Source organism: Haliea sp. E17 (genome assembly GCF_048323675.1).
In the GTDB taxonomy this organism is placed as follows: Bacteria; Pseudomonadota; Gammaproteobacteria; order Pseudomonadales; family Halieaceae; genus Mangrovimicrobium.
In genome coordinates this window covers 1139130-1155379 of record NZ_JBLWFK010000002.1, presented here as the reverse complement: position 1 = coordinate 1155379, position 16250 = coordinate 1139130, and the positions used below count along the sequence as shown (strand labels likewise).

The window sequence follows — 16250 nt, the reverse complement described above, 5'->3', positions numbered from 1 at the left end:
GCCGACCAGCACGACGGGGTAGCCGTCGTGCAATTCGACCACTTCGGGGCAAAGCCCCAGGTCTATGCCGAGACCGGTAACGACTCCCATCGCTTCCAGGAGAATCAGGGACTCAGGCGGCAGCGGAGAAAACCGGCGAAACAGACTGGACGGTCCTGGGCGTCAACAGGTGGACAGTTCTAGACGCCAGTTGACAACATGACGTCTGGAGAGACGTGGCAGCGACTCCTTCCGGGCCAGCAAATGTGATCAGTGAAAACGTTTGCTTTGAGGTCGAAGCAGTTACCCCGATCAAGTTTCGATCAGTACCTCTGGAGGCCTCTTTCGCCTGTTTCGCAATTAGACGAATACGCACTTCAGAGCCGAGCTGTGCGACTACTCCAGTAAGAATTCTCTCGAGCCGCGCTCCAATTGCCATGCTTACTGCCCATCACCAATCTGTTGACTTCGACCGTCAGCCACCAGCGCTGCCACATTACTGCCCGTAAGGCTTTTGAGGAACGCGAGCAGATCCGCCTTGGCTGCATCGTCCAGGTTCAGTGGATGAATGCGCGGATCCTGGCTTTCGTGAGGCACCCCACCGGCGTTGTAGTGGTCAATCACCGCTTCCAGATCAGGCAATGAACCGTCATGCATGTACGGAGCGGTGATAGCCACGTTGCGCAGAGTCGGTACCCGGAAGCGCCAGCGGTCCGCGGTTTTTCCAGTAACCTCATAGCGCCCGAGGTCGCTAGCCCGGGGGCGGTGGAAGTCTACGGTGGGCGTCACTTCGACCCCCGGTGCAAGCCGGATCGAGATCGCGTCCTTGCCGATTCCCATACTGCGTGCATAACCGATACCCGTATCGTAAAATTTTCCGTTGCTGAATAGTGCGTAGTCCTTCTCCACGGTGTGGCAACTGACACAGGTCAGTTCCTGAAACAGGCGCCAACCGCGAATGGCTGATGCATCCAAAGCCGCTTCGTTTCCGCCAAAGTACCAGCGGTCGAACGGGGAATCGGCTGACACCAGCCCGCGCTGGTAACTCGCAAGGGCCATGCCGACAGTCTCCACGGTGAGACCCTGTTCGAAGGCCGCCTCGAATAGCCCCTCGTAATCCTCAGCCTCCCGTAGGGATGCCAATACAAAGCCAATACTCGGGTTGGCCATCTCATTGAAGTTCAGTAATGGCTGCCACACCTGATTCTCTATCGTGGATTCACGACCGTCGTGAAAGATGGATATTTGATAGCCAACATTGAGTAGGGAGGGTGCGTTGCGCCTGACGAAGCGACCCTCGATGCCTACGGGGGTCCTGACTTCGTACTGGGTAAAGCCCTGTTCGGGTACATGACACATCGCGCAGGACAGAGTGCGATTAAAGGACAGCCGGCGGTCATAGAACAATTTGCGGCCGAGGTCTATTCTGAGCGGAGTGGCCGGGTTGCGCTGGGGCAGGGTTTGGAGTGGAAGACCCAGGGGTGGTTCGGCTATGTTGGTTGACAAATCGATTCTTTGTCCGTCGATGGCCTCAATTTCCCGCGAGTTTTCGAAATTTTGCGCGCCGGCACCCACCGCTAAACCAAGCGCGATACAAAAGCCGGCACGACTTGCCAACACGGCGAACTTGTCTATGCTTTGTCCAACATAACAAGAATTATTATAGGAGGTTTCAATGAGAACCCTGCTATTGTTTTTCTGGTTCACCCTCGCCACTGTACTGTCTCCCTGGCTCCTGGCCGATGAAACCTGCATGTCGCCCTATATGGCCAAAATCGAAGGGCAGGAAGACTTCGTCTATGTCTGGACCCTGGGGGTTCCGGGAATTGGCGATGAACAGGACAAGCTGGTCACTGTCGATGTTAATCCTGAGTCCGAGAGTTATGGCGAGGTCCTCGCCAGCCTGTCGGTTGGAGGACGCAACGAAGCCCATCACACCGGGCTCACGGATGACCGGCGCTACCTTTGGGCATCTGGGCTGGATACCAGCAAGATCTTTATATTCGATATCCACACAGACCCAGCCAACCCGCGGCTTCATAAGACCATTTCTGATTTCGTCGGCAAGAGCGGTGGCGTGGTGGGACCGCATACCAATTACGCTCTACCGGGTCGCATGATCCTGACAGGCCTGTCGAATAATCGCGACCACGGCGGTCGAACGGCGCTGGTCGAGTACACCAATGCCGGCGATTATGTCGCCACCTACTGGATGCCCACAGACGAAAACCTCCAGGGAGCGGTGAAGTCTGGTCAATTCGCCGACGGCTACGGTTACGACGTCCGTGTGCTGCCGCGCAAGAACCTCATGCTGACATCCTCCTTCACCGGCTGGAATAACTACATGATGAACCTGGGCACGATGATGGCGGACGAGGAGGCGATGAAGGCCTTTGGCAATACCATGGTGATATGGGATATGCACGCGCGCCAGCCACGCAAGGTGCTCGACGTTCCCGGTGCACCACTGGAAATTCGTTGCGCATGGAACGCAGATCACGACTACTGCTTCACCTCTACTGCGCTCACCTCAAAGATCTGGCTTGTCTATCTGGACGGTGACGGGCAGTGGCAGGCCGAGGCGGTGGGCGATATCGGTGATCCCGCGAAAATTCCGTTACCGGTTGATATTTCCATTGCCAACGACGATACGCGACTGTGGGTCAATACGTGGAATGATGGAATGACACGTCTCTTCGACATTAGCGATCCACACAGTGCAAAACAGATCTATGAGAAAAAAATCGGTTCACAGGTCAACATGGTGAGCCAGAGCTGGGATGGCAAGCGGGTTTACTATACCTCGTCGCTACTGGCGAACTGGGACAAGACAGAACCTGCTGGTCCCGACCTCCAGTATCTGAAAGTCTATGACTGGAATGGCAACACACTGGAGCAGAAACTCGCCATCGATTTCTTCGACCGGAAGCTGGGCGCACCACACCAGATGCGTTTCGGCGCTTATTCATTGTATGAAGCGCCGGATGTCGCTGCGCGATGAAATACTGGGCGGCAGCAGTCTTCTACTGCTTCTTGCCCCTCTTCAGTTCATACGCCAGTGGCGAGCCGTCGGTATTGGCGCCGGGCTACGGAAAACTTGCGTTTACACCACCGACGCCCGGCACCTACTCCCTCCCGCCGTTGGGTAAGGCAGCCGACGGGGTAGTACTCGATCTCAGGGACCGATCCCAGCGACTGTACGATGTGCTCGACGGAAAGCTGATACTCCTGGGATTCATCTACACGCACTGTCCCGATATAAATGGCTGCCCATTGGCCAGCTACGTGATGAAGCAGGTGCAGGAACGGTTGGTAGTTGATACACAACTTCGTGATCAGGTGCGTCTCATCAGTCTCAGCTTCGATCCGACGTTGGACACCCCTGAAGCTATGCAGAAGTATTCTCACCATTTCAAGCGTAAAGATTTCGATTGGCGGTTCCTTACCACGCACTCCGAGGTCGAATTAATGCCTATCCTGCAGGGATACGGCCAGTCTCGGCAAAAGGTTTACGATAAGGAAGGAAATTACGCGGGCAGCATGTCTCATATACTTCGCGTTTACCTGATCGATCGAGGCAAAAGCATTCGCAATATTTACAGCGCAGGCTTTCTCCACGCGGACACGGTAGTCAATGATCTCGAAACGTTACTCCTGGAAGAAGGCCAAACCATTAGATAGATTTCCATAACCGCTGGGGAGCTTGGCTGCTTTCGCCTTGTAGCTGACTCTATACGTCGCTAACCGCCCATATAAAAAACTCCCCTATGAGCGGGGACAAGATAAGCCTTCAACAGGGCTACTTCTTTCGCGATCTCACTGCACCAATTAGGACTATGGTGAGCAATGCTGCGACGAGCATCCAGATGCTATCAACGGGCACGGTAACAGTGTTTGATGCTGCCGTGGCGCCCCATGTCATCGCACCCCAGGAGTCTCCCCAGTTGCCTGCTGCTGCGGAGGACGACGTGGCCATCAGGCCGATTGATATGCCAAATTTGGTTATCATTTCTGACCGGACTCTAGCACTTGTAGGCGTTGACGGAGCTCGCGATTTTGCTCAGATAACTCCTGTATTGCGGCGATCATAGGCGCGATTAAGTCGTTATAACGAACACTCATCATGCCGTCATTCTCTGACACTGATACCATCGATGAATCGGTTGCTTCGTTCCTTTCAAGCGCAGCTTGCAGATCCTGAGCTATCAGGCCAAATTCCGTGCCACTATTCGGGTCATTTATCCGGCGGTACTGAACAGGCGTCAGGTCATTTATGAACTCAAGCCCAAGTTGACTAGGTTTAACATCTTGCTTTAGGCGGCGGTCTGAAGATGAACTGAACGCAACCTGCCCCTCAACTTTCGTGACACCTGTATTGCCGATACGCACCATATTGGCGGCAGTTGTTCTCGCACCGAAGCCTACGGCCGTACTATTTTCGAAGTCGGCTGAAGTAGTTACGCCCAGTGCCGTTGAGCGCAATGCGGTTGCCCGAGCGTTGACACCGAATGCCGAACCAGCATCAGAAGCTCGGCTGGCGTACCCCACAGCAGTGGCGGATCCGCCATATGCAAGTCCCTGTAGCGCAGTGGACATCTCCCCAGATGCGGAAGCATCGTGCCCTACCGCTGTGGAGTAATTCCCGGTTCCAGAATGCTCAGATGGAGGCCCCTCAGGCCCAGCAGGCCCAGTGGGTCCATCAGGTCCGGAGGCCCAGCTGGTATATTGTCTATTGCCTGACCTAAAGCCTGGATGTTCTCATTCACTTCATCCGCATCGGCTATTGTTCCATTGCTAAAAATGTTGGGGACTGTAGTTTCTGCATAAGCAGAAATGGAACAAAGTTATAATAAAAGTAACGCAGCTGTTTTGAGCGCCATGTGGACCTCCATGTCGGTCGGAGACAGTCTTTTGCTCAAGGTAATGGGCGCAACGGTGCATGTAAACCATATGTTGTGCTTTCTCTTCAATTCCCCGGCTAACCAGTGACATATAGCAGATAATGATGCTCAGAGAGGAGTCAGCTTTGAGGTGGAAGCGGCCAGGGCCGCAATCGCCTACGAGCGGGCTTTTAGTCTAAACTGAAGCGCCACGCAGTGAGACGGTCGACCTATGGATGTCCCTGCTCCAGTTCTAGCACCCGCTGTTCGGGTATATCGCGGATCGACCACCGACCCGTTGCGTTGGGTGACGTGGAGTCCGAGAAAGGGTGACATCCTTGTGTGCACGCCGCCCAAATGTGGAACAACCTGGACTCAGGCCATGCTGGCGATGCTTGTCAACGGCAGTTCGAACCTGCCGGAGAAGGTGCCGGTACTGTCTCCCTGGGTCGACGCGGACCTTGGCGTTCCCGCCGATGAAGTTGCCGCAAGACTGGCTGCACAAAAGGGGCGGCGGGTGGTGAAGACGCATACGCCGGCAGACGGGTTTCCGATCTGGGACGGTGTAACAGTAATCGCTGTCTATCGACACCCACTGGATGTCTTCTTTTCCCTTCGCAAACACGTGGCCAACAAACGCGTGGCGGTGCCGGATCATCCGATGAGCTTACCCATCCCGGACTCTATCCGTCAGTTTATCAACGGACCAGCGGATCCGGACGATTTTGATAACGACACCTTGGCGTCCCTGACCCTCCACTATTCCCAAACGGTCCTTTCCGGACGCTATCCGCACCTCAACGTATTGCATTATTCGGACATGTTGCGCGACGGCCGTCGCACCGTACAAGGTCTGGCCAGGGCAGCGGGCATCGAGGCCGACGTGGACCTGATTGAACAGGTCGCAGCAGCCACGGCATTCGGGGCCATGAAGGCCAGAGCTATCGACTATGCGCCCGTGGCCGGTACCGGCTACTGGAAATCCGACGATGGATTTTTCGATTCTGCCAGTTCTGGTAAGTGGGAAGGCCAACTCTCGCAAGCCGAGGTCGAGCTTTTCAATACCCGTCTTGCTGAACTTGTGCCGGACGAAAAGGCGCGAACCTGGCTGATGGCGGGCGGCAGTTAGTGGCGCTTTCGGGCTGCCTGAACAGCGTTTCCCCGGAGATTTCTACGACCGCCGCGAGGTGGAGGCGGGCCTGCCTGATATCGCCCAAAGGCGGTTGATTGGTTTACACTCTCCGGATGTTTGCTTGGGTGAGCGACGTGAAGATTCACTGTTGTGCGCATGCTCACTGAACAAGTAAAAAACCAACGCGCTAAAGGCGGATAAATCGCGCTTTCCGGGTGGGCCGATGACCCTGTTTGAATACCTCAGCGTTTTTTTGTCTGTCATTATGGGGCTGGGTGTTACCCACATTCTGGCGGGGTTGAGCAAAACCATTCACTATCGCAAGTCTCTGGGATTGAACTGGGTGCACACACTCTGGTCAATCAATGTCCTCATCTACATTGTGATCATCTGGTGGGGGATGTTCTGGTGGAGCAAGCAGGTTGACTGGTCTTTCTTCGAATTCCTTTTGCTGCTGCTCTACGCGATAACGCTATTCCTTGCCGCGTCATTGCTGTTTCCCTGGGATATGCCCACGGACTTTGACTTCAAGGTTCATTTCAGGGAAACGCGTATCTGGTTCTTCTCGGTGTTCCTTTTTGCTTGGTGCCTCGATGTCCCTGAGACGGTGCTGAAGGCCGAAGAGGGGGTGAGAGCCCTTCCGCAGGTGTATTGGTTCCTGGTTGCGGTGCAAATGAGTCTTGCAGTGCTTGCAATATTCTGGTCGAACACGGTCTACCACAAGTTTTATGCGGTATTTTGGCCCGTGTTTACTATTGGCTACCTCGCTTTTGCGACCCTGGCGGTCATTGGCAATTGAGTGCAGTAATATGCGCTGCCGGCCACAGGGTGGACCCTGACTGACGCTTCGCATTCATTCCCTGTAAGGTGCGCGCAGCAAGGCCACCTTTACGCCTGATCATGTGCTTCAGGGCCACGCCCCAATTGCCACCTAACTCCCGTCATCCAGCAGTTCCCTGATCGTGTCCGGATTCAACACCTTGCCCTCGATGATGATATCGCCGTCGACCGCCAGCGCCGGAGTACGCATGATGCCGGCATCGATGATGGCGTTGGTGTCGGTTACTTTTTCAACCTCATAGGTTTTACCCAGCGCTTGGGCAGCGGATTCGGCGTTAGCGGTGAGTTGCTTGCATTTGGCGCAACCGCTGCCGTAGATAGTAAATTTCATGACGGCTCCCTCATTGCATTGGTGAACTTATCAATACCAGTTGCCATAAACGTAGCCGCTGATGGTGGCCATCACCACGACCAAACAGCAGTACACCAGGGTCTTTTCGGTGCCGAGAATCGTGCGAATCACCAGCATATTGGGCAGGGACAGGGCAGGGCCGGCAAGCAACAAGGCCAATGCCGGGCCTTTGCCCATGCCGGCCCCCATCAGGGCATCGACAATTGGCACTTCGGTGAGGGTTGAGAAATACATCAGCGCGCCGAGTACGGAGGCCAGCACCGTGGAAATGAACGAATCGTCCCCCACCGCCGCCGAGACCCACTGCGAGGGAATCAATCCCTCGTGACCGGGGCGACCCAGGGCCAGGCCGGCAAAAAACACGCCGGCAAGCAGCAGCGGCAGAATCTGTTTGGCGAAATCCCAGCTTTGCGCCGCCCATTCCCGATCCTGCTCGCGGTTCACGGCAATCAGCATCAGGCCGGCGCAGCCGAGTGCAAAGGGCAGTTCAGGGTGACCGGGAAGCAGTAGCGCAGCGACGACCAGTACAGCGCCAAGCGCGGCCAGGTGAAGCGGCGGCCACTGCCAGCGCCAGATGAGCAACAATCCCAGGGCAACCGCCAGTGCGGCGGTAATCATCCACTTCCAGTGATAGATCGCCATCCACCAGGAGGTTTCAGCAGCAGCCCAGTTGGCGAATACCAGGATGCCGATCATCAGGCCGAAGAAAGCCACCAGCAGGCCCGCGGGCCTGTCACGGTCTTCGGCGCTAAATCCCCGGCCGTTGCCAGCCGCCCGGTCTGCCTCCTCCTTGCGGTAGACCAGATGCATGATCAGCCCGATTACCAGCGAAAACAGGATGGCGCCAATCGCGCGGGCGATGCCCATTTCCGCCCCCAGGACTTTGGCGGTGACGACGATGGCCATGATATTGATGGCTGGACCTGAGTACAGAAACGCAATTGCCGCGCCCAGTCCGGCACCGCGCTTGTAGATGCCGCCGAACAGAGGCAGTACGGTACAAGAGCACACCGCCAGCAAGGTGCCTGACACCGAGGCCACGCCCAGCGCCAGAGGCTTCGGGGCCTGTGGTCCCAGGTGACGCATTACCGAACCCTGGCTGATGTAGACGGCCATGGCGCCGGCGATCAGGAATGCCGGCAACAGGCAGAGAATCACGTGTTCCTGGGCGTACCAGTGGGTGAGCCGCACCGCCTCCAGTATCGCATTGTCGAAACGCGTATTTCCGGCTGGTATGAAGTAAACAACCAGGAAAATACCAACCATAAGTGCCAGTGGTTTGGTCACTTGCGGGTTGTCCTTGATCATTGACTTCAGTGAATGGAACACCGGTTAACGTCTCTTGCATCCCTCCGCGGAAAGCTAACAGTCCTCAGCGTGCTCCGCAATGCTGGGGTCTGGCGGGTGTCAATGTTGTCCCAGCCAATCACTCGCCGTGGTCATTTGTACCAGGTTCTGGTCAGCCAGTGGCCATGCAGCCAGAAATGCCTCATACGCTTTGCGCGCACTTTTCCTGTCACCCTCGAGCGCATAGCTGCGTGCGATTCCGTAGAGTGGCATTCCGGCGTTGGGCCGCTGCTTGAGTACTGATTCGTAGGCCTCTCGCGCGCCCTTGAAATCGCCGTCCTCCATCCTCACCACTGCCAGTGATTCCGCAGCCGGGTGGATATTACTACGCGGTTCGCCGTACTCGATTTCAGCCTCCAGGGCGACCGCGCGTTCCAGTAGTTCGATTCCCTGTTGCATATCGCCACTGGCTGACGCGACCATGCCCTGTAGTTCGAGGGCGGCTATCTCAAGTGGTTTTTTGCGATACCGGAGTTTGGCCTCATCGCGCTCGGCTCGCCAGAGGATGGAATCCAGCTTGCGTGAATAGCGCTCGGCTGATTCCAGGTCCTCTTTCTGGACGGCCGCCATACCGGCACTGTAGGCATGATAGGCCGCCTGCATGGCCGCCAGGCCGTTGCTTTTCTCCCAGCTATCCCAGCGGGGGTCGCTGAGAAGTACTGCAGCGAGTTCGAACTGTTCCAGCCGCATAGCCATATACGCCTGTTCCATGATGGCTCTGCCGAGCAGCATTTCGAAGCCTGGCAGGTGTTTGAAGGAAGATGCCTCGGTCAGGCTCGCAAGTTTCGCGGAGTACTGCAGGCCTTCGGTGTAGCGTCCCGCCTCGGCCAGGTTGCTCATCATGAAACTGTAATTGTGCAGGTAGTTCCAGGTGAAGATGGCCTCGATATCGTAGGTTTCCATGTAGCGGGCGTCCGCTTCCTCGGCCTTCCTGAACTGTACATGAGCCTGTGTGTAATTGCCCATCAGGTAATGGATATGGCCCGGCATGTGCACGATGTGGCCGGAGTTGGGGGCGAGTTCGGCAAGCTTTTCCGCAGCATCCAGCGCTGAAGCGGGATGCGCTCCCGGTTCCTGGTTGTGAATCCAGTAGTGCAGCAGGCCCTGGTGGTCACCGTGTTCGGCGAACTCGCTCTCCAGCAGTAACTGGGCGTAAAGCTGCTCATCCTTCGGCTTGCCCTCGGCGTCAAAGCCGCCTTTCAGTCGCGTCCAGAGAAACAGGCGCGCTTCGATGTCATCCGGGTATTCGTTCAGCAGGGCAAGCATGATCCTGTTGTGATTCGCGATACCCTGATCATCCTCGTTCTCGTGCAGCGCGATGATCGCGTCCAGGTAGTACTGTTCGCGGACAGAGGCACTATCCCTCAGGGACTTCATGGACTCGACCGCCTTGTCCAGGACTTCGGTCCGCTGGTCTTTGGTAAGGTTGGCCATGTTTTCGCTGGCCAGGTACATGCCCCAGTAGGGCATGGCAGCTTCAGGGTCCAGTTCAGAGGCGTACAGGAAGGCCCGATAGGCCTCGAACCACCAGAAGTCATGCAAGAGCGAGACGCCCTGGTCAAAATATAACTGGGCTTTCTTTTTTTTCGTGGATATCTCCAGATGACTGTTACCAACTCCCTGCATCCGTGCTGGCGGGCTGATACTTTCGATGTAGCCCAGGGTGGTTGGCTCTTCCCCATAAGCCGGTGTCGTAATGAACAGTAGGGCGACGAGGCCTGTGACGACGCGAGGTGGCACCATGGAAATCGCTCACAAAGTTGTTTTTATTGATCGATTGTAGACCAACTGCTTGGGGATTTGGATCTCATCGCTGACTGGGTCGGGAGGGGACTGGTCCTGCCTCCGGCAAATCCTGTTTTGGCCGCTCTCGCCTAATAGCGGTCAATGACCCGAGTATTCATGGATGTCTACTAAGGACCTGAAACAGCACTTGCAGAATTTCCGTTACGGCCAGATTATTGAAGGCTAACCTGTCTCCTTTACCCACCGCCATTAGGAGAGTAAACGTGTCGATTGAATCAAAAGTCAGTGTCCAGCCTGGTCAATCGGTTTTAACCGACAGGGCTTTAGCCCTGGATGGCTGTGATTCCTGATTTGGATAACCGGAGGCTGCGTATGCGTTTTAAGTATAGGCTTCGTCTTTCCTATCCGAACATTGGGGCTGTGCCTTGCCGGCTTATGCTTGTCGAGACGACGATGCGCAGCCGCCGGAGTGGGGCGCGGTGATTCTCGCTCGTCTCGCTAGCTCCCTGCGCCGACAGGACTGGACCACCTTCGCGGTGGAATTCGTCCTAGTGATTGCTGGCGTACTCGTCGCCTTGCAGGTGGACAACTGGAATCAGGGACGCGTCGCCGAACAGGTGTTTCATCGCGAACTCGCTCTGCTGCAAGCCGAGCTCCTCGAAAATCGGGAGCGAGTGACCTCCTTTATCGAACGCTTGGAACATAATTTATCTCTACTCACCGCCTTCCAGCGGGTAATCCATGGCGAGAAATCGGCGTCATCCGACGAACAGCTCGAAGCATTTGTACGTGCCTTGGCGTTGACGGGCGACTACGGTCTGCTTATCCGTAGTGGCAGCGTCAATCGCTTGCTGGGCTCTGACGGCATTGTCGAAGAACGCTTCGAATCGCTGCGACATGGTCTCGAGAGGTTGAACCTAGTCTCCAGCGGCTTTCGCCAAGTGGCAGGCGACCGCTCGCGCTTTGGCAGTGAGGTCGTCCTGCCACTATTCACAGAAAGACACTCGTTGATTACCTCGGCTGAACGCTTGCTTCGCGACACGCCTTACCAACTGGATACGAGCGGGCGCCATGATGGATTCGAAAACGTGCTGGCAGACCCAAGCGTGGAAAACGCGATCGTTATCTCAGTGATAATGGAGCATGAAATACTCGCTCATGCACGGTATATCGACAAAACGAGCGAAGTGGTGATCGCTGAGATCGACCGTCTGCTAGCTGCATTCCCCAACTGAGCAATGGTAGGCCATCGTCTGCAGGGGGCCTAGAGCTGATATCTGTCTGGGGGTGCAGTAATGTCTGTTTTGAGGTGGAAGCGGAAAGTGAGCGGCGAACACCCAGAAATCACCGGCTCCAAAGGCTACCATCGCCTGAAAGCCGAACTGTGAGGGTCCTGTCATTGCTTCGCTGAATCAGGCCGCCCACCCTTTTTAGGGTACGCTCACAACGATCAAAAAGTTCGTCGGAAATATCGGGAGCGCAGTTACATGGGGCGGAATGTTTACGCGTCGTATCTCAATCTGCCTGTAAGGCCAAAACTGGACTGCTATCGCGCTCGACTTTTTATTGTAGTTCTGGAGATTTTCGTGGGTCTGCAGGCCAGTGAATGGAACCAGCGTCGAATTGATCGCAATAGCGGTGAGTCATATCTTCAATTGATTTGCAGTGAATTGGACCGGCAATCTGAAATCTACGAACGGTCGATCCGCAATGCCGAGGGCCAACAGGCCGCCGTTGCAGCTGTGGACCGTTAGCCCGATCCGCTTCGAGGTGATAGCGAAAGTCGCGCGGGAAAAGGACTCTGACCCCTTAATCCCTTTTCCGCAGTCTTAATAAGCGAATCTCATAAAGCAGATACCCGGAGCAAGAGTGATGCGCCAGGCCAGGTCCACTTCACTATTGAAGCCCGGGTCATGGCGGCTCAAAGCGGTAACCAGGCTGTCCAGCCACAGGTCGTAAAATTCCAGCGAGACGTCGTGGCCCCGACGACTGTGAATTTCGGCCAACCGCACAAGGGGTGGGGTCGGTACTCTGGTTTTGTTGAAATCCATCATCATCAGCAGCGAGTCATGCAGCATGGTTCGCTGGGCACTCATGTCGGTTTGCCCGAATTTTTGTGCCACAGCGGGAGACGCCTGGAGAAAGATGTCGTAAAAAGTACGGATGAATTCCGGGTTGTAGGCGCCATCGCTGAGGACGCGAGCAAAGCTCTCGGCGAATACTTCATTGTAGTTGGGCATATCGGGCCACCTCGGCAGAGGTTTTTTAAATAAAGCGAACCTGCAAGTGCTATGCCAAGGGTGCCACACAAAGCATGTTCATGGAATTTGCACCGAAAGCAATTGCCTGAAGTGGCCCAAAATTTTACTGATCCGGGTGCTTGTCTCAGTCGAAGGCTCTCTGGCAAATATGGGCTGGGGTTGGCCGCATCGAGGTGGCGCGGTCCTGGCCGCTTTCGCCTAATCGCGGCCTCGGGTCTATACTCGTCCGATAACACACCAGGAGATCACAATGCCAAAACCGCGTCTTGCCCACGTTGTGTTCATGACTCGTCGCTACGAGGAAATGATTGCCTGGTACGGGGAAGTGTTTGGAGCCTGGATAGTGCACAAGGATGCTGCCCTGGCATTTATGACCTTCGACGAAGAACACCATCGCTTTGCTTTCGCCAATCTTGACGTACTAAAACCAACTGTTTCGGCTATGGATAGCGGCGAGATTGGCGTTAACCATGTGGCTTTCACGTTCGCGTCAGCGGCCGAACTATTGGAAAATTACGAACGCCTCAAGGCGGCTGGAATTACACCTTATTGGCCTGTTCACCACGGCTTTACCCTGTCGATGTACTACCAGGACCCGGACGGCAACCGACACGAATTCCAGGTTGAAAGCTGTAATACCGAAGCGGCCAATGAGTTTATGCGAAGTGAAGTCTTCGCCGCCAATCCAATTGGGGTGGGCTATGATCCCGATGAGTTACTGGCGCGCTATCGGGCCGGAGCAACGGAGGCTGAGTTGCTGGAAAGACCTGACAGCCAACCATCACCTCTCCCCGTCCAACACGGTTTAAGTTAGACGACAGGAAAGAGGTGGAAGCGGAGGTCGCTGCTTTCGCCTATTTACGGACCTCGCTGCTAGTCGGAAATATCGGGCTGGGCGGCCCAGGTTGTTAAATCTATTGTTTTTCAATATAAGGGAAAGCCTTCCCGTTATGTAAGGATGCTCATTCGACAGGAGGTTGAATTCTTTGCAGTTTCTTCCACGCTATCTACATACCAGGAATCGGTGTTATATAGACCGATTCCCTATAATTAATAGTCATGTGGCAAGTTCTCATGTGTCGATTTTAGTCCGATGATAAATTGCAATGGTCTGCTTTTGGCAGGAGAGAACAGCTGACCTGAAATCGATTGGCAATCCCCCTTTAGCTGGTCACGACAGCCATAACGATGAAAAAGGAGGGCTATCAAGTGGCAACCAAGCCATCAGCAACCGAATTCGATGTCATTGTCATTGGCTCTGGCATAGGAGGCATGACGACGGCCACGGCACTTTCTCGTATGGATCACAAAGTTCTGCTGCTGGAGCAGGCGCAGGTAATCGGTGGACTTACACACTCCTTTTCGCGCAATGGGTTTTGCTGGGATGTCGGGCTGCATTATTGCGGGTTATTCGGCCATGACCAGTTCGCGGGCCGGATTCTGGACTGGCTTAGTGGCGGTACCATCAAGTTTCACTCAATCGGCACACTCTACGATGTGCTGCACTTCCCAGAGGGTTTGGATATTTCTGTTGGGCGACCTGCTGAAGCCTACAAGATGGAGCTAAAAGATCAGTTTCCCGGCAATGCGGCCGAAATCGATGCCTACTTCGAAGCATTGCAGTCGGCGGAGGAAGCTGCATACATGGTGGGTACCGAGCGATCGCTGCCTGAACCATTTCGTTCGGCCCATCGCTGGTGGAATAAAAGCAAGATCCAGCGCTGGGCCTGTCGCACCACGGGGGAGGTGATCGATGAACTCATCAGTAATCCGAAACTTGCCTCTGTGTTGTCCGCGCAGTGGGGTACTTATGGCGGCAAACCGAACGAAGCTAGTTTCGCCTTTCATGGCATGGTCATGGGTCACTATCTTGAAGGCGCTGCCTATCCGGTCGGAGGTGCCGCTTCCATTGCAAAAGGACTGGTGCCTGTCATCGAAATGGCGGGGGGAAGTGTTCGTGCTGGCACGCCTGTCAGAGAGATATTGCTGGAAAATGGCAAAGCCGTGGGCGTACGCACCCAATCCGGTGAAGAATTTAATGCTCCGACCATCGTCTCGGCGATCGGCGCCGGTGAAACCGTGGGGCGCTTGCTGCCGGAGGAAATTCGCCAACAGCCCTGGATTGAAGAGATTGCCAGTTTCAAACCATCAGTCTGTCACTTCGACCTTTATCTGGGCTTTGAGGGAGACATCGCCAAACATGGGGCGACGCGTGCAAACCACTGGTTTTACGAAAGCTGGGATACCAATGATGGCATCTGGGCGGGGGGTGACAATGAGCCATTTTCCATGGTGTTTGTGTCGTTTTCTTCCCTTAAGAATCCGGTACATAATCCGGGGCCAACGAATAAACAGACTGGCGATGTGATGCTTTTGGCTGATTGGTCTTCGGTGGCCAAATTTGCCGATGGTGGTTCGGATGAACATCCCGATGAATGGTCAGCATTCAAGCAGAGTGTCGAGTCCAGGCTGCTGAAATTTTTTAAGGACAAGTTCCCGGACTTGTCTCCGTATATCGCTTTCCATGAACTCGGCACACCACTTGCAACAGCTTTTTTCACCGGGCACAACAAGGGTGGGTTTTATGGTGTCGAAACAACTCCGCGTCGATTGTTATCGGATGCACTAAACGCCCGCACCCCCCTTCCCGGTTTATTCCTGACAGGTCAGGACGTAATGAGCCCCGGTATAGCTGGAGCACTTGCCGGTGGTATGTTTAGTGCTGCGGCGATTGATCCACGTATCTACCAGAAACTCAAATAGGACATGTTCATTCAACATAACAAGCGCAACCAGGCAGGGATCACTTTTCCGCTAACGCTCCAAATTGGCCCCTGTTGCCTGCGTTACCTGCCTCCCCAGGGGTTGAGCGCGAAAGTTGTCTTGATTACCGGAGCATCAAAATGATTGGGTTCCATCCGGCAGAACGAAAGAGGGTACTTCTCGAAGAGAGAATTCTCTTATAGCTACCGTATTGGTAGATGTGCTCAGTACATGCTTGCGCCTAGTACAAGACTTGTCGGCTACACTCTGTTGAGAAACCTCCATGAGGTGCAGCAATGCTGACCGAAAGACTTTTCTTTTTCGGCAGGGCAATCTTGCCAATTCTATATTTATTGTCGCTAAGTTCTTGTGCATCCATGGGGTCTTCGCCACCGGAATCGGAAGCGGGAAATGAAGTACTGGGGAATAGTGCAGATTCCCAGGCCGATGAGGGTCCGACGCCAAATACTGAGGTTCGCGGGAATTATGAGAATGGATTCTGGTTTGATCGTGGTCTCTTCTTCGTGTGGGTCATTGCTAACAGTCCAGAGGAAGCAGAGAGGGTCGCACGTTTGACCGCAACCGACGCATGCTCACGGCGCAACGAACCGCTGAAGGTTATCTTCACTGAAAACTGGCAAGAAAGGAGGTTGTTCATTCCCATCAAAATCGATCGCTTCTCCTGTGAGATCAGATTTCGTTGTGTAGATGGTGGCAATGTACCCTGACTGGAGCTTCAGTTTTTGGTATTCGATTGACCGCTACTTAACACAATGCAACCACCCTCGAAGATGGTTTGTCGCACCAACTTGCTTCCGCGATGAGGTGGAAGCGGAAGTTTTGACAGGTAACACGTCAATCCGCGCCTAGGGACCGCTTTCGCCTAGGAGCGGACGCTGGGTCTTGACTGAAATAGATGTGCTGGGCGACCCAGATTGTTACATCCTTTG

15 protein-coding genes and 1 pseudogene are annotated in these 16250 nt (G+C 54.8%); 9 read left to right on the top strand and 7 right to left on the bottom strand.

The window, feature by feature from the left end; genetic code table 11:
- Nucleotides 1–420: 420 nt before the first annotated feature.
- On the bottom strand, nucleotides 421–1695 hold the full coding sequence (locus ACNKU3_RS08215) for a cytochrome-c peroxidase (RefSeq protein ID WP_418258931.1): 1275 nt from the start codon (nucleotides 1693–1695) through the stop codon (nucleotides 421–423).
- Here ACNKU3_RS08215 and ACNKU3_RS08210 point away from each other — a divergent pair.
- Together ACNKU3_RS08210 and ACNKU3_RS08205 are read left to right on the top strand one after the other, a co-directional pair.
- Nucleotides 1655–2980, top strand: coding sequence for a selenium-binding protein SBP56-related protein (locus ACNKU3_RS08210; RefSeq protein WP_418258930.1), 1326 nt, complete (start codon nucleotides 1655–1657; stop codon nucleotides 2978–2980). The two genes, ACNKU3_RS08215 and ACNKU3_RS08210, sit on opposite strands and share 41 nt — an antisense overlap.
- A complete protein-coding gene (locus ACNKU3_RS08205; protein ID WP_418258929.1) occupies nucleotides 2977–3660 on the top strand; it encodes an SCO family protein in 684 nt (227 codons plus the stop codon). Before ACNKU3_RS08210 ends, ACNKU3_RS08205 begins: the two co-directional genes overlap by 4 nt.
- 324 nt (nucleotides 3661–3984) lie before the next feature.
- Here the strand turns inward: ACNKU3_RS08205 and ACNKU3_RS08200 are convergent, their stop codons facing one another.
- Together ACNKU3_RS08200 and ACNKU3_RS08195 are read right to left on the bottom strand one after the other, a co-directional pair.
- Nucleotides 3985–4575: a tail fiber domain-containing protein gene (locus ACNKU3_RS08200; protein ID WP_418259040.1), complete on the bottom strand. Its 591-nt coding sequence runs from the start codon at nucleotides 4573–4575 to the stop codon at nucleotides 3985–3987.
- Nucleotides 4567–4620: pseudogene (locus ACNKU3_RS08195) on the bottom strand (hypothetical protein); the annotation flags it as partial. The gene ACNKU3_RS08200 and the pseudogene ACNKU3_RS08195, both read right to left, overlap by 9 nt.
- 471 nt (nucleotides 4621–5091) lie before the next feature.
- On the opposite strand from ACNKU3_RS08195, the gene ACNKU3_RS08190 reads away from it, so the two are divergent.
- Both ACNKU3_RS08190 and ACNKU3_RS08185 read left to right on the top strand, forming a co-directional pair.
- Nucleotides 5092–5988 (top strand): sulfotransferase domain-containing protein, encoded by an 897-nt coding sequence (locus ACNKU3_RS08190; RefSeq protein WP_418258928.1) that lies wholly within the window; start codon nucleotides 5092–5094, stop codon nucleotides 5986–5988.
- A 226-nt stretch (nucleotides 5989–6214) separates the two neighbouring features.
- Entirely contained in the window at nucleotides 6215–6790 is a 576-nt protein-coding gene (locus tag ACNKU3_RS08185) for a hypothetical protein (RefSeq protein WP_418258927.1), read from the top strand.
- Nucleotides 6791–6922: 132 nt separating this feature from the next.
- On the opposite strand, the gene ACNKU3_RS08180 is transcribed toward ACNKU3_RS08185, so the two are convergent.
- From ACNKU3_RS08180 to ACNKU3_RS08170, 3 genes are all read right to left on the bottom strand, one after another.
- Nucleotides 6923–7162, bottom strand: a complete 240-nt coding sequence (locus ACNKU3_RS08180) for a thioredoxin family protein (RefSeq protein WP_418258926.1) — start codon at nucleotides 7160–7162, stop codon at nucleotides 6923–6925.
- 30 nt (nucleotides 7163–7192) lie between these two features.
- On the bottom strand, nucleotides 7193–8470 hold the full coding sequence (locus ACNKU3_RS08175) for a permease (RefSeq protein ID WP_418258925.1): 1278 nt from the start codon (nucleotides 8468–8470) through the stop codon (nucleotides 7193–7195).
- A 120-nt stretch (nucleotides 8471–8590) separates the two neighbouring features.
- Complete coding sequence (locus ACNKU3_RS08170) at nucleotides 8591–10072, bottom strand: tetratricopeptide repeat protein (RefSeq protein ID WP_418258924.1); 1482 nt, start codon at nucleotides 10070–10072, stop codon at nucleotides 8591–8593.
- 683 nt (nucleotides 10073–10755) lie between these two features.
- Between ACNKU3_RS08170 and ACNKU3_RS08165 the strand changes: the two genes are divergently transcribed.
- Nucleotides 10756–11511 carry a hypothetical protein gene (locus ACNKU3_RS08165; protein WP_418258923.1) on the top strand — a complete coding sequence of 252 codons (756 nt, stop codon included), beginning with the start codon at nucleotides 10756–10758 and terminating at the stop codon, nucleotides 11509–11511.
- Between the two features lie 351 nt (nucleotides 11512–11862).
- Nucleotides 11863–12030: a hypothetical protein gene (locus ACNKU3_RS08160; protein WP_418258922.1), complete on the top strand. Its 168-nt coding sequence runs from the start codon at nucleotides 11863–11865 to the stop codon at nucleotides 12028–12030.
- Nucleotides 12031–12105: 75 nt separating this feature from the next.
- Here ACNKU3_RS08160 and ACNKU3_RS08155 read toward each other — a convergent pair whose 3' ends face one another.
- Nucleotides 12106–12516 carry a globin gene (locus tag ACNKU3_RS08155; protein ID WP_418258921.1) on the bottom strand — a complete coding sequence of 137 codons (411 nt, stop codon included), beginning with the start codon at nucleotides 12514–12516 and terminating at the stop codon, nucleotides 12106–12108.
- A gap of 271 nt (nucleotides 12517–12787) precedes the next feature.
- Between ACNKU3_RS08155 and ACNKU3_RS08150 the strand changes: the two genes are divergently transcribed.
- The 3 genes from ACNKU3_RS08150 (at nucleotide 12788) to ACNKU3_RS08140 (ending at nucleotide 16028) form a co-directional block, all read left to right on the top strand.
- A complete protein-coding gene (locus ACNKU3_RS08150) occupies nucleotides 12788–13351 on the top strand; it encodes a VOC family protein (protein WP_418258920.1) in 564 nt (187 codons plus the stop codon).
- Between the two features lie 395 nt (nucleotides 13352–13746).
- Nucleotides 13747–15300: a phytoene desaturase family protein gene (locus ACNKU3_RS08145; protein ID WP_418258919.1), complete on the top strand. Its 1554-nt coding sequence runs from the start codon at nucleotides 13747–13749 to the stop codon at nucleotides 15298–15300.
- 296 nt (nucleotides 15301–15596) lie between these two features.
- Complete coding sequence (locus ACNKU3_RS08140) at nucleotides 15597–16028, top strand: hypothetical protein (protein WP_418258918.1); 432 nt, start codon at nucleotides 15597–15599, stop codon at nucleotides 16026–16028.
- The last annotated feature ends 222 nt before the right edge of the window (nucleotides 16029–16250 follow it).

What these genes read in the sequence shown, in the direction of transcription:
- ACNKU3_RS08210 (WP_418258930.1), top strand. Translation starts at nt 1,655, where the DNA reads ATGAGAACCCTGCTATTGTTTTTCTGGTTCACCCTCGCCACTGTACTG.
- ACNKU3_RS08205 (WP_418258929.1), top strand. Translation starts at nt 2,977, where the DNA reads ATGAAATACTGGGCGGCAGCAGTCTTCTACTGCTTCTTGCCCCTCTTC.
- ACNKU3_RS08200 (WP_418259040.1), bottom strand. Translation starts at nt 4,575, where the DNA reads ATGTCCACTGCGCTACAGGGACTTGCATATGGCGGATCCGCCACTGCT.
- ACNKU3_RS08190 (WP_418258928.1), top strand. Translation starts at nt 5,092, where the DNA reads ATGGATGTCCCTGCTCCAGTTCTAGCACCCGCTGTTCGGGTATATCGC.
- ACNKU3_RS08185 (WP_418258927.1), top strand. Translation starts at nt 6,215, where the DNA reads ATGACCCTGTTTGAATACCTCAGCGTTTTTTTGTCTGTCATTATGGGG.
- ACNKU3_RS08180 (WP_418258926.1), bottom strand. Translation starts at nt 7,162, where the DNA reads ATGAAATTTACTATCTACGGCAGCGGTTGCGCCAAATGCAAGCAACTC.
- ACNKU3_RS08155 (WP_418258921.1), bottom strand. Translation starts at nt 12,516, where the DNA reads ATGCCCAACTACAATGAAGTATTCGCCGAGAGCTTTGCTCGCGTCCTC.
- ACNKU3_RS08150 (WP_418258920.1), top strand. Translation starts at nt 12,788, where the DNA reads ATGCCAAAACCGCGTCTTGCCCACGTTGTGTTCATGACTCGTCGCTAC.
- ACNKU3_RS08140 (WP_418258918.1), top strand. Translation starts at nt 15,597, where the DNA reads ATGCTGACCGAAAGACTTTTCTTTTTCGGCAGGGCAATCTTGCCAATT.